This window comes from Pantoea sp. B566 (genome assembly GCF_024793925.1).
Lineage (GTDB): Bacteria > Pseudomonadota > Gammaproteobacteria > Enterobacterales > Enterobacteriaceae > Pantoea > Pantoea ananatis.
In genome coordinates this window covers 2,833,915-2,845,979 of record NZ_JANUQL010000003.1, presented here as the reverse complement: position 1 = coordinate 2,845,979, position 12,065 = coordinate 2,833,915, and the positions used below count along the sequence as shown (strand labels likewise).

General features: G+C 53.1%; 10 protein-coding genes. 6 read left to right on the top strand and 4 right to left on the bottom strand.

Annotation, left to right across the window (positions count from 1 at the left end):
• Positions 1–137 precede the first annotated feature (137 nt).
• The 4 genes from recF to NYE92_RS15015 all read left to right on the top strand — a co-directional run bounded on the left by recF (position 138) and on the right by NYE92_RS15015 (position 6,012).
• A complete protein-coding gene (gene recF / locus NYE92_RS15030; protein WP_105087892.1) occupies positions 138–1,223 on the top strand; it encodes a DNA replication/repair protein RecF in 1,086 nt (361 codons plus the stop codon).
• Positions 1,224–1,240: 17 nt separating this feature from the next.
• The gene (gene gyrB, locus NYE92_RS15025) at positions 1,241–3,649 is read left to right on the top strand and encodes a DNA topoisomerase (ATP-hydrolyzing) subunit B (RefSeq protein WP_014332922.1); all 2,409 of its coding nucleotides are present in this window, start codon (positions 1,241–1,243) and stop codon (positions 3,647–3,649) included.
• 190 nt (positions 3,650–3,839) lie between these two features.
• A complete protein-coding gene (yidA, locus tag NYE92_RS15020; RefSeq protein WP_013023994.1) occupies positions 3,840–4,649 on the top strand; it encodes a sugar-phosphatase in 810 nt (269 codons plus the stop codon).
• Between the two features lie 109 nt (positions 4,650–4,758).
• Positions 4,759–6,012, top strand: coding sequence for a DUF3748 domain-containing protein (locus NYE92_RS15015; RefSeq protein ID WP_019104671.1), 1,254 nt, complete (start codon positions 4,759–4,761; stop codon positions 6,010–6,012).
• On the opposite strand, the gene NYE92_RS15010 is transcribed toward NYE92_RS15015, so the two are convergent.
• Positions 5,993–6,355: a YceK/YidQ family lipoprotein gene (locus tag NYE92_RS15010; protein WP_013023991.1), complete on the bottom strand. Its 363-nt coding sequence runs from the start codon at positions 6,353–6,355 to the stop codon at positions 5,993–5,995. The two genes, NYE92_RS15015 and NYE92_RS15010, sit on opposite strands and share 20 nt — an antisense overlap.
• Before the next feature lie 282 nt (positions 6,356–6,637).
• On the opposite strand from NYE92_RS15010, the gene ibpA reads away from it, so the two are divergent.
• Complete coding sequence (gene ibpA, locus NYE92_RS15005; RefSeq protein ID WP_014332924.1) at positions 6,638–7,054, top strand: small heat shock chaperone IbpA; 417 nt, start codon at positions 6,638–6,640, stop codon at positions 7,052–7,054.
• Positions 7,055–7,241: 187 nt separating this feature from the next.
• On the opposite strand, the gene NYE92_RS15000 is transcribed toward ibpA, so the two are convergent.
• Entirely contained in the window at positions 7,242–8,156 is a 915-nt protein-coding gene (locus NYE92_RS15000) for an Rpn family recombination-promoting nuclease/putative transposase (RefSeq protein WP_014604702.1), read from the bottom strand.
• 531 nt (positions 8,157–8,687) lie between these two features.
• On the opposite strand from NYE92_RS15000, the gene NYE92_RS14995 reads away from it, so the two are divergent.
• Positions 8,688–9,626: an amidohydrolase gene (locus NYE92_RS14995; protein WP_019104669.1), complete on the top strand. Its 939-nt coding sequence runs from the start codon at positions 8,688–8,690 to the stop codon at positions 9,624–9,626.
• A gap of 57 nt (positions 9,627–9,683) precedes the next feature.
• Here the strand turns inward: NYE92_RS14995 and NYE92_RS14990 are convergent, their stop codons facing one another.
• Both NYE92_RS14990 and NYE92_RS14985 read right to left on the bottom strand, forming a co-directional pair.
• Positions 9,684–10,595 (bottom strand): O-acetylserine/cysteine exporter, encoded by a 912-nt coding sequence (locus NYE92_RS14990; RefSeq protein ID WP_013023987.1) that lies wholly within the window; start codon positions 10,593–10,595, stop codon positions 9,684–9,686.
• Between the two features lie 167 nt (positions 10,596–10,762).
• A complete protein-coding gene (locus NYE92_RS14985; RefSeq protein WP_013023986.1) occupies positions 10,763–12,013 on the bottom strand; it encodes a valine--pyruvate transaminase in 1,251 nt (416 codons plus the stop codon).
• Between the last annotated feature and the right edge of the window lie 52 nt (positions 12,014–12,065).

Sequence of the window (12,065 nt, the reverse complement as noted above, 5' to 3'; positions counted from 1 at the left end):
CTTTATTCGGGCAGTGCACCTGTCACGTACGCTGTATGCGTCAGGCGCACTGCCCGTGCGAAAAGGTGCGGTGCCGTTGACGTCCTTACTCACTGAGATTCGATAAACCTCATTTGCCCTTCACGCTGGATTGATTCATGGCTTTAACCCGCCTGCTGATAAAAGATTTTCGTAATATTGAACAGGCCGACTTAGCGTTAGCGCCAGGATTTAACTTTCTGGTAGGGGCGAATGGTAGCGGTAAAACCAGCGTGCTGGAGGCGATTTACACACTGGGTCACGGCCGTGCTTTCCGCAGTTTGCAGGCCGGCCGGGTAATTCGTCACGATCAGGCAGCATTTGTGCTGCACGGCAGGCTGGAAGGCCAGGAACGTGAGTTTTCGGTCGGGCTCAGTAAAAATCGCGCTGGCGAAAACAAAGTGCGTATTGATGGCAGCGATGGCCACAAAGTCGCTGAGCTGGCACAGTTGCTGCCAATGCAGTTGATCACGCCGGAAGGTTTTACCTTACTCAACGGCGGTCCCAAATATCGTAGAGCCTATGTCGACTGGGGCTGCTTTCATAACACACCCGGTTTTTTTAATGCCTGGAGCAATCTGCGACGCCTGCTTAAGCAACGCAATGCGGCGTTGCGCCAGGTAACGCGCTACAGCCAGATTCGTCCCTGGGATCAGGAGCTGGTGCCGCTGGCGGAGCAAATCAGCCAGTGGCGCGCCGACTACAGCGCAGCCATCTCGGCCGAAATTGTCACCACCTGTGCACAGTTCCTGCCCGAATGTGATCTGCGTTTTTCGTTCCAGCGCGGCTGGGACAAAGAAAGCGATTATGCCGAGTTGCTTGAGCGCAACTTCGAACGCGATCGCGCCCTGACTTATACCGCCAGCGGCCCGCACAAAGCGGATTTTCGTATTCGTGCCGAGGGCACGCCGGTGGAAGATTTACTCTCACGCGGTCAGCTTAAACTGCTGATGTGCGCATTGCGTCTGGCACAGGGCGAGTTCCTGACCCGCCAGAGCGGACGCCGCTGTGTTTACCTCATTGATGACTTTGCTTCTGAACTGGATGACAGCCGTCGCCGCCTGCTGGCGGAACGACTTAAAGCAACCCAGGCACAGGTTTTTGTCAGCGCCATCTCTTCGGAGCATGTAATCGACATGACTGACGAAAAGGGCAAGATGTTCCGCGTGGAACAGGGTAAAATAGCGGTTCAACCTAAAGATTAAATGAGCGAGAAACGTTGATGTCGAATTCTTATGACTCTTCAAGTATCAAAGTCCTGAAAGGGCTTGATGCGGTACGCAAACGCCCGGGCATGTACATCGGCGATACCGATGACGGAACCGGTCTGCATCACATGGTATTCGAGGTCGTGGATAACGCAATCGACGAAGCGCTCGCCGGTCACTGTAAAGATATTGTCGTGACAATCCATGCCGATAATTCGGTTTCCGTTCAGGATGACGGACGCGGAATTCCAACCGGTATCCACGAAGAAGAAGGTGTGTCGGCGGCTGAAGTTATCATGACCGTGCTGCACGCTGGCGGTAAGTTTGACGACAACTCCTATAAAGTGTCTGGCGGGCTGCACGGCGTAGGTGTTTCCGTTGTGAACGCCCTGTCCCAGAAACTGGAACTGACCATTCGTCGTGAAGGCAAAGTGCATCAGCAGATTTATCTGCATGGCGTACCTGAAGCGCCGCTGGCGGTTACGGGAGATACCGATGCAACCGGTACCCGCATTCGTTTCTGGCCAAGCCATGACACCTTCACCAACGTTACCGATTTCGAATATGACATTCTGGCGAAACGCCTGCGCGAACTGTCCTTCCTGAACTCTGGCGTATCGATTCGTCTGGAAGACAAGCGTGATGCAAGAAACGACCACTTTCACTACGAAGGTGGTATCCGCGCCTTTGTTGAGTACCTGAATAAAAACAAAACGCCTATTCACCCAACCGTATTCTATTTCTCAACCGAGAAAGACGGCATTGGCGTGGAAGTCGCACTGCAGTGGAATGACGGCTTTCAGGAGAACATCTACTGCTTCACGAACAATATTCCACAGCGCGACGGCGGTACACACCTTGCGGGTTTCCGCGCCGCGATGACGCGTACGCTGAATGCCTACATGGATAAAGAAGGCTACAGCAAAAAAGCCAAAGTCAGCGCGACCGGTGACGATGCCCGTGAAGGTCTGATTGCGGTCGTGTCGGTCAAAGTGCCGGACCCGAAATTCTCTTCACAGACCAAAGACAAACTGGTTTCTTCAGAAGTGAAATCGGCCGTTGAGCAGCAAATGAATGAACTGCTGGCTGAATATCTGCTGGAAAATCCGGGCGATGCAAAAATCGTTGTGGGCAAAATTATTGACGCCGCACGCGCTCGTGAAGCCGCACGCCGTGCCCGTGAGATGACCCGCCGTAAAGGCGCGCTGGATCTTGCTGGCCTGCCAGGCAAACTGGCGGACTGCCAGGAGCGCGACCCGGCGCTGTCAGAAATTTACCTGGTGGAGGGTGACTCTGCGGGCGGTTCTGCCAAGCAAGGCCGCAACCGTAAGAATCAGGCCATTCTGCCGCTAAAAGGTAAGATCCTGAACGTTGAGAAGGCGCGTTTCGATAAGATGCTGGCTTCTCAGGAAGTCGCCACGTTGATTACCGCGCTGGGCTGTGGCATCGGCCGCGATGAATACAATCCGGATAAACTGCGTTACCACAGCATCATCATCATGACCGATGCGGACGTCGACGGCTCCCACATTCGTACACTGCTGTTGACCTTCTTCTATCGTCAGATGCCAGAGATTATCGAGCGTGGTCACGTGTATATCGCGCAGCCGCCGCTGTATAAGGTGAAAAAAGGTAAGCAGGAGCAATACATCAAGGATGACGAAGCCATGCTGCAGTACCAGATTGCTATCGCCCTTGACGGTACCTCGCTGCATACCACCGCCAGCGCACCCGCGCTAGGCGGCGAACCGCTGGAAACACTGGTCGCTGAATTCAACAGCACTCAGAAGATGATCAAACGCATGGAGCGTCGTTATCCGATGGCCATGCTGCGTGCGCTGATTTATCACGACACACTGAGCGATATCAGCAACGAAGCGCAGGTGACCAGTTGGATTAACGGTCTGGTTAGCTACCTGACTGCACGCGAGGCGCACGGCAGTACCTATCTGGCCCAGGTGCGTGAGAACCGTGAGCAGAATGTCTTTGAGCCGGTTTTACGCGTTCGCACACATGGAGTGGACACGGATTATCCTCTGGATGCCGAGTTCCTGCAGGGTGGCGAATACCGCAAGATCTGTGCACTGGGCGGCAAGCTTCGCGGCCTGCTTGAAGAAGATGCCTATATCGAACGTGGCGAACGCCGTCAGCCTGTCAGCAGTTTTGAACAGGCGATTGACTGGCTGGAGAAAGAGTCACGTCGCGGCCTGTCAGTGCAGCGATATAAAGGTCTGGGCGAAATGAACCCAGAGCAGCTGTGGGAAACCACCATGGATCCGGACAGCCGCCGTATGTTACGCGTGACCATCAAAGATGCGATTGCCGCCGATCAGCTGTTCACCACGTTGATGGGTGACGCGGTTGAACCGCGCCGCGCTTTCATTGAAGAGAATGCGCTGAAAGCCGCAAATATTGATATCTAATCGCCCTGCGACAGACAAAACCCTTCCCACCGGAAGGGTTTTTTTTGCCCGATACGTCTGACTGCCCTGCGCGGGGCAGAACCCGCTGCAACAAGATAATGGTTTACGCGTGCTGTAAAGCGTCGACAAACTGGTCAATGTGAGCTGAATCGCGCTAGCATTGCAGTAAACCCGACACAACGAGGATGCTATGGCTATAAAACTGATCGCAATTGATATGGATGGCACGCTGCTTAATCCGCAGCATGAGATCACGCCTGCGGTAAAAACCGCCCTGAACCGCGCCCGGGAAAAAGGGGTGTCCATTGTGTTAGCGACCGGCAGGCCTTTCGTTGGCATTGAACGTTATCTGAAGGAGCTTGATCTACAGGCTCACGGACAGTACTGCATCAGCAATAATGGCGCACTGGTTCATCAGGCCGAAGATGGCGAGGTCGTGGCGGATGTGACGCTGGGCTTTGACGATTATTTGTATGTCGAGAAGCTGGCGCGAGAACTGGGCGTACATTTTCAGGCTTTTGATAAATCCCATCTCTATACGCCAAACAAAGACATCAGCGAATTCACTATTCACGAAGCCAGCCTGACCGGTATTCCGGTACGTTATCGCGCAGTAGAAGAGATGGATCCCGCCACGCGTTTCCCGAAACTGATGATGATTGATAAACCCGGCCTGCTTGATGCGGCGATTGCAAAACTGCCTGAGCAGGCGCATCAGACTTACACCATCCTGAAAAGTGCGCCTTATTACCTGGAGATTCTCGATCGCCGGGTGAACAAAGGCTATGGCGTAAAAATGCTGGCAGAAAAACTGGGCCTGAAAGCGGAAGACGTCATGGCGATAGGCGATCAGGAAAACGATCTGGCCATGATTGACTACGCGGGCACTGGCGTGGCGATGGGCAATGCAATTGAGTCGGTGAAGAAAATTGCCCAGTTTATTACCAAAACCAACAGGGAAGATGGCGTCGCGCACGCGATTGAAAAATGGGTACTTTAATTCTTTCCTGACGCAGGATGAAACGGCGAGTGAAAGCACCTGACGCTGCCGTTTCATCGGTAAATACGCGCGTAACTTGTCTGAATATTACCGCTCACTGGATTTTGTCATGTCTGAAAAACAGATCACATTTGCATCACGCCATCATCAGTTGACTAACATCAACGTCTGGACAGCCGACAGCCAGTGGCTGGCATTTGATGTGCGGCCCTCCGGTGCCTCTTTTACCAGCCAGACCATTGAGCGGGTCAATGTGAACACCGGCGACGTGGAGGTGTTATATCAGGCAAGGGATGACGCGCACGTTGGGGTTGTCACCGTGAGTCCGACATTGCCCCCACGTTACGTTTGTATTCATGGGCCAGAACATCCCGATGACAACTGGCAGTACGATTTTCATCATCGCCGTGGCGTGATCGTTGAAAAGGGTCAGGCAGAAAATCTGGATGCATGTGACATTACTCCGCCCTTTACTGCCGGAGCCTTGCGGGGCGGCTCCCACGTACATGTTTTTAGCCCGGATGGGACACGTCTCAGTTTCACCTATAACGATCATGTGATGCACGAACGGGATCGGCGCCTCGACCTGCGTAACGTTGGCGTCGCCGTTCCCCTGCGGGCGGTTACGCCAGAAAAGCAGCACCCACGAGAATATGACGGTAGCCATTTTTGTGTGTTGGTCAGTGAAACCCACGTCAATCCGCAGCCGGGCAGCGATCAGATCAGTCGGGCATATGAAGAGGGATGGATTGGTAACCAAGGCTATCAAAAACCTGACGGTAGCTGGCAGCGCTGGGCCATCGCCTTTACAGGCGATACCCTTTCCGCTTCAGGCGAAAAGTGTCCTGAGGTGTTCGTGGTCGATCTGCCAGAAAAGCTGGAAGACTTCGCAAAACCCGGCTTTTTCCCACTGGAAGGTAGCAGCGATCGTTTACCGGCTCCACCCGCTGGCGTCCGGCAACGTCGAATAACGACTACCCGGGGCCTGGCATCACAGCCTCGTCACTGGTTGCGCAGCTCGCCAGACGGCAGCAAAATTGCGTTTTTGATGGCGGATAACCAACAGGTCATCCAGCTCTGGGTCGTGTCGCCCAATGGCGGCGAACCACATCAGGTGACCCGGCTTACCCACAGTATTCAGTCGGCGTTTAGCTGGCAGCCTCGCGGCGAAGCGATTGCCTTTATCTGCGACAACAGCGTTATGCGCTGCCATGTGGTAACGGGCGAGTGTGAGCGTTTAACGGTGCGAAGCAGTGATGCACCGTCTGGTGATGCGGTCGTCTGGTCACCAGACGGGAAGCAGATTGCCTTCATGCGTGAGATTGAGGGCTGGCGACAGTTGTTTACCGTTGCGGTTGCATAGTGGGCATGGGCTGGGCATGCGCGAGATTTTCTTCAGTGTGCGCCAGCTTTTCGCTCTGCAGCACCCGAGCGCGCGGAGAGTCCAGGCTTTGGTCGCTGTCACTGCGATAGTAATCCCATGGCAATAACAGCGTATCCATGACCGCAGAAAACGGCAGGTCAACCAGGGCCAGCGGCTTAAGCGCCCAACTGGTGTTACTGTCGGTCAGAATATCCGCGCTGGCGCGCGTGCCCGGATAATAGCCCTGGCTTGCTCCGGTATGCGACATCACGCTCGAACAGCCGCTTGAAACGACTGCGCAGCACATAACGCCAGCCAGCGGTAACCTTTTCATCATTTTCATATCGTCATCCCTTCAGTCCTGGTCACACCTGGCTGAGTTGGCTCGCCAGCGTACCTTCCCACCTGATAGTGAAGTCCGTTCTGGTCCGGCAATCTACCCCTGAGTGTATGTCATTTCACCGATTTGGCGAAAAAATTACGCACAGGCCCTTGAAAGGATGTTGTCCGCACCCATTTTTATAGCAGGCCGTTAAGGTTGCCGCCGTAAGGGGCAATGCGGTACGACACAACCTGTCCAATGGTGGAAGGTTGCCAAAACTTGCTGACATTCAGGAGTATTTTTATGCGTAACTTTGATCTGTCTCCACTTTATCGCTCTGCTATCGGTTTTGATCGCCTGTTCAACCTGCTTGAGTCCAATCAAAATCAGAGCAATGGCGGTTATCCTCCTTATAATGTCGAACTGGTTGATGAAAACCATTATCGCATTACCATTGCGGTGGCCGGCTTTGCCCAGAGTGAACTTGATATTACTGCCCACGACAACGTGCTGATCGTGCGCGGTGCCCACCCAGAAGAGCAGACTGAACGTAAGTATCTCTACCAGGGCATCGCCGAGCGTAATTTCGAGCGCAAGTTCCAGCTGGCTGACCATATCGTCGTACGCGATGCGCGTCTGGAAAATGGTCTGTTAAGCATCGATCTCGAGCGCCTGGTGCCTGAAGAAGCGAAACCTCGCCGGATTGAAATTCTGAAATAAAGCGGCCGTAATGGCTACGTCATTTTGAAAACGGCCACAGCCTACATGCTGTGGCCGTTTTTTATGGATGCGATAGCACTAACGCGTCACTGAGGAAGCGCCGCGGTCAGGGAAACTGACTGAAAAAAGGAGAACGCGCTAAATAAGGCAGGAATACAACCGCCCTGAACGACCAACTGCACAGAAATCAGTGTTGAATCTGCGCCAGTTCTTCCTCGCTCAGGCCTGTCATTTTCATTATGGTGTAAAGATCGAGACCATTCTGTAGCATGGTTCGCGCGACTTCACGTTTCCCCTCATCGCGGCCTCTCTGAATACCTTGCTCAAGGCCTTTCTGAATACCTTTTTGTTCAAGCTGCTGTGCAATGGTCATGAGCGCGTCTCCATGTTGCGGCACCCGCAGGGCGAGTTCCTGAATGAAAGCCTCGACGGCCGGGGTTTCCCCCGCCTGCATGATATAATGTACCAATGATACGACCTGTGATGATGAAAGATAACCTGACAGCAGCACAGGAACAAGCCTGTCCATCAGATCGGCGAGATCGCGCTGATGGATATGCTTTTGTAACAGCGTCAGCGCAGCCATACTGCGATGGCCCGCTATTTCGTCATCCGATATTACCGTGACATCAACCAGCGGAAAGCGGGTGCTGTACAATTTACCGGCCAGCGCGGGATGGGTAAATTCATCCAGCCAACAGGTGGAATAAGGATATGGCCTGCGTCTCCCCATATAAAACAGTACGGGTATCACCAGCGGCAAGGCTTTATGGCCAGCTTCGAGATGGCGCTGCATTGCCGCTACCGCGTAGCGCAGGAGCCTGAACGCCATATGTTTATCGGGTGAAGACTGATGCTCGATCAACACATGAACATAACCCTCACCGCCTGCGGTTTTCAGGCTGTAAAGCACATCGCTAAAATATTGACGAAGATCCGCTTCGACAAAAGAACCTGACTCCAGCTTTAACGTATTGAGATCACAAACAGCGCGCAGCTCTTCAGGGAGATGAATATCCATAAAATCGCGGGCAATTTCGGGCTGGGTTAAAAATTGCCGGAAAGTCGCATCGTGCGGTGTTGGCGTAGTGTTTTTTTTCATCACATCCGGCCTGTGAATGATAATAAGCACAGCTCCCCGGCCCGGAAGTAACGTTTGAGGCTGAGGAAATCGTGCAATTTTTTTGGTCTTTCATTGCCTTGGTGGATTGATACTTTCATCTCCCCGGCGGGCTGTCCAGGCTAATTATTTTTTCTGAGGAGTGCGTTCCATATTTATGCCTGCTGACCCGTCATTAATAAATATAATGCCGCGCCGACTTCTATATTTAAACGCCATACCAATGAAAATAATGACCACTCATGTGTGATAACCAATCGTTTTATATGCATCACGTAAAAACATGCATGCAATAACATCCCCTTCAACCCTGGCCATTCTCATCACTTATTTTCCTTAAAAATTTTTCTATAACATTTCATCACCTATACACTCACACAGGATTAAATTTATTTTTATAAATCATGCTGACCAAAAACGCTTAGCGATAAACTTAACCGTAACGACAGATTAGAATATAACGTTACACGACGATACATTAAATACTCTTTCCAACATGTAAGGAGTCTCTTAATGGCTATAACCCGACGCTTTATATTACAGGCCGGCGGTGCGCTGAGTGCGCTAACGGTTTTTAACGCCCTCAGCAGCACACCTTTTAGCTCAGGAGAAAAACAACCTGTATTGGACGTTCCCGAAGGCAGCGTGGACTGCCATATGCACCTTTATAACGATAAATACCCTGCTGCGCCCGGTGCCAGCTTACGGCCCGCCAATGCCTCTCTTGCCGACTACCACCAGTTACAAACCCGGCTGGGACTTCGCCGCATGGTCATTGTCACACCTTCGACCTACGGCACAGATAACCGGCTTTTAATTGACGGTCTCAGGCAGAGTGGTGGACAGGCAAGGGGCGTGGCCGTTGTCGACGATTCGGTGAGTGATGCAGAGCTACAAGAAATGGACCGGCAGGGCGTGCGTGGTATCCGTTTTAATTTGAGCAGAGGGGGAACCTCTCTGGACAGTCTGGAGCCTCTTACTTCTCGAATCGCACCACTGGGATGGCATATTCAGGTTGTTGCGCCCGGTGAAAAACTGGCTGAGCTGGCATCGCGCCTGAGAGCATTGCCGACAAAGCTGGTTATCGATCACATGGGACATGTTCCGCAACCCGAGGGAACAAAAGCGCCATGTTTCCAGACATTAACCCGTCTTCTTGACGCGGGTAATACCTGGATAAAACTGTCTGGACCCTATATCAAGTCGCGCATCGGACCACCGGGTTATGAGGATGTCGGCCAGGTCGCTGCGGAACTGGTCAGGCGCCGGCCAGACCGCCTGTTATGGGGAAGTGACTGGCCCCATCCGACAAAAGCAGAAAATGATAAGCCCGATGATGCCGCTATGCTCGATTTACTGGCGCACTGGGCACCTTCGTCTGCGGACAGGTTGTTGATTTTGCGCGATAATCCATCAGATCTCTATGGCTTTGATCATCACGCCCACGGATAAACAATCAGAAAATGAGGTTGTATGCTCGTCAGAGGCCTGCAACCTCAGCCTGATACTTTAGATCTGCGGGCGCATAAACCACCGCTGCCTGATCATGCCACCAAACATATTCACCAGCAGGCCGACAATAATGACCGCAGCGCCGACAACCTGCTGGAGTGACAGCGTTTCGTTCAACAACAAGGCTGCACTGACGATTCCAACAACCGGAACCAGCAGAGAAAGCGGTGCCACGCGCCAGGTTTCATAACGGCTAAGCAGCGTACTCCAGATGCCATAGCCCAAAATAGTCGCGATAAAGGCCAGATAAACGAGCGCCAGTACCGTCTGCAGGTTAATCTGCGCCAGGCTACTGACTATCGCGGCTTTACCGTCGAACAGCAGCGAACAGCCAATAAAGGGGATAACCGGGACCAGTGCGCTCCAGACCACCAGCGACATCACCGGCACCGGATAGTGACGCGTAATGATCTTATTAGTGATGTTCCCCAGCCCCCAGGAGAATGCCGCTGCCAGCATAAGCATCATCGTGGTGAGCGTAATACCAGCCGCACTCTGGCCCACCATTCCTGAGGTCGCTAACAAAAAAATGCCCAGCGTGGCGATAATAATGCCCGCGATATGGTTCCAGCGGAGTTTCTCTGCCAGGAACAGCGCGCCGAGTAGCAACGTAAAGAACGCCTGGGCCTGAAGCACCAGCGAGGCCAGACCTGCGGGCATGCCCAGCTTGATCGCCAAAAACAGAAACGCAAACTGTCCAAAGCTGATGGTCATCCCGTAGAGTAAAATCCAGCGCAGGGGCACGGCAGGACGACGCACCAGCAAAATGGCAGGAAAGGCGACCAGGGCAAAACGCAGCCCGGCCAGCAGGAAGGGCGGCATATTCTGCAGGCCCAGTTTGATCACCACAAAGTTCACGCCCCAGGCAACCACCACGCAAAGGGCCAACAGCATATCTTTTCCCGACACAGCACACTCCTTTTGCCCGTCTCAGGCCACAATAGCGCTGAGCTCAATCGCATCTATCGATAATGCAAAAACAGGCCTCGGCACCCACTCAATATCAGGTTGAGGCAGCGTGGCGTATAACCAGGTAACCTCACATAGGGCTGTCCATGTTCAGACCGGGAGCAGGTCTAACTGTCCCGCCAGGCGTGCTCCACTTCCTCTGCAAGAATCTGTACGGCTCGTTCAATATTTTCTGCATCCGGCACGTAGTTCATACGCATGCACTGATGCGTGTGCGGCCAGTCATGCTCCAGCCCCGGGAAGAAAAAGTGCCCGGGCACCATCAGTACGCCTCGCGCCTTAAGCCGTTGATACAGCAGCTCCGTGCTGATCGGCAAATCGCGGAACCATAACCACAGGAAAATCGCCCCTTCGGGTTTATGTATCAGACAACGTTCTGCGGGCAAATAACGACGAATAATGTTAATCGTCTCCATGACCTTGCGCTGGTAGAAGGGTTTGATCACCCCTTCAGACAGCCGCAAAAGATCGCCACGCTGGATCATTTCACAGGCGATAGCGGGCCCAATACTGCCCGGTGCCAGGCTGATAATGCCGTTCATGTTACTAATCGCCGTGATGGTACTTTCATCAGCGATGATAATTCCGCAGCGCGCGCCAGGCAGGCCGAGTTTGGACAGGCTCATGCAGAGAATGATATTGGGGTTCCACAAAGGCCGGACATCGCTGAAAATAATGCCCGGAAAGGGGACGCCATAGGCATTGTCGATCAGCAGTGGAACCTCATGCTGCTGCGCCAGCACATCCAGCTTCAGCAGTTCGTCATCGGTAATCACGTTACCGGTTGGATTCGTCGGGCGTGATACACAAATCAGGCCGACGTCATCATTCATGGGCAAATGTTCAAAATCGACGTGGTACTTAAACTGCCCTTCCGGCAGTAACTCAATATTCGGCTTGGCCGAAATAAACAGATCGTCATCCAGACCCGCATCGGCATAGCCCAGATATTCGGGGGCCAGAGGGAACAGCACGCGTTTTTTGCTGCCGTCACTGCGGCGCCCTGCAAACAGGTTAAACAGATAGAAAAACGCGCTCTGGCTGCCGTTGGTCAGGGCGATGTTCTGTGCAGTGATAGACCAGCCCAGTTGCTCTCGCAACATCGTCGCCAGCGCATCCAATAGCACCGCCTTGCCGCGAGGGCCATCGTAATTACACAAGGCCTCACTCAGTTTGCCTTCATCGTGCATATGCTGCAGCAACTGCTGAAAATAGTCGTTCATCTCCGGAATCTGCGCGGGATTGCCACCGCCAAGCATGATAGTGCCTGGCGTGCGTAAGCCTGCACCCATGTCTTCCATCAGACGTGAGATGCCGGAATGCTGAGTAAATTTGTCGCCGAACTGAGAAAAGGCCATAGCGGTTAAAAATTTGTAATGAATAATGGGAGAACCACCATAACGCCCGCTC

Excerpts from the sequence above, each read along its gene's own strand:
- recF (WP_105087892.1), top strand. The coding sequence starts at position 138 with ATGGCTTTAACCCGCCTGCTGATAAAAGATTTTCGTAATATTGAACAG.
- gyrB (WP_014332922.1), top strand. The coding sequence starts at position 1,241 with ATGTCGAATTCTTATGACTCTTCAAGTATCAAAGTCCTGAAAGGGCTT.
- yidA (WP_013023994.1), top strand. The coding sequence starts at position 3,840 with ATGGCTATAAAACTGATCGCAATTGATATGGATGGCACGCTGCTTAAT.
- NYE92_RS15015 (WP_019104671.1), top strand. The coding sequence starts at position 4,759 with ATGTCTGAAAAACAGATCACATTTGCATCACGCCATCATCAGTTGACT.
- NYE92_RS15010 (WP_013023991.1), bottom strand. The coding sequence starts at position 6,355 with ATGAAAATGATGAAAAGGTTACCGCTGGCTGGCGTTATGTGCTGCGCA.
- ibpA (WP_014332924.1), top strand. The coding sequence starts at position 6,638 with ATGCGTAACTTTGATCTGTCTCCACTTTATCGCTCTGCTATCGGTTTT.
- NYE92_RS15000 (WP_014604702.1), bottom strand. The coding sequence starts at position 8,156 with ATGAAAAAAAACACTACGCCAACACCGCACGATGCGACTTTCCGGCAA.
- NYE92_RS14995 (WP_019104669.1), top strand. The coding sequence starts at position 8,688 with ATGGCTATAACCCGACGCTTTATATTACAGGCCGGCGGTGCGCTGAGT.
- NYE92_RS14985 (WP_013023986.1), bottom strand. The coding sequence starts at position 12,013 with ATGGCCTTTTCTCAGTTCGGCGACAAATTTACTCAGCATTCCGGCATC.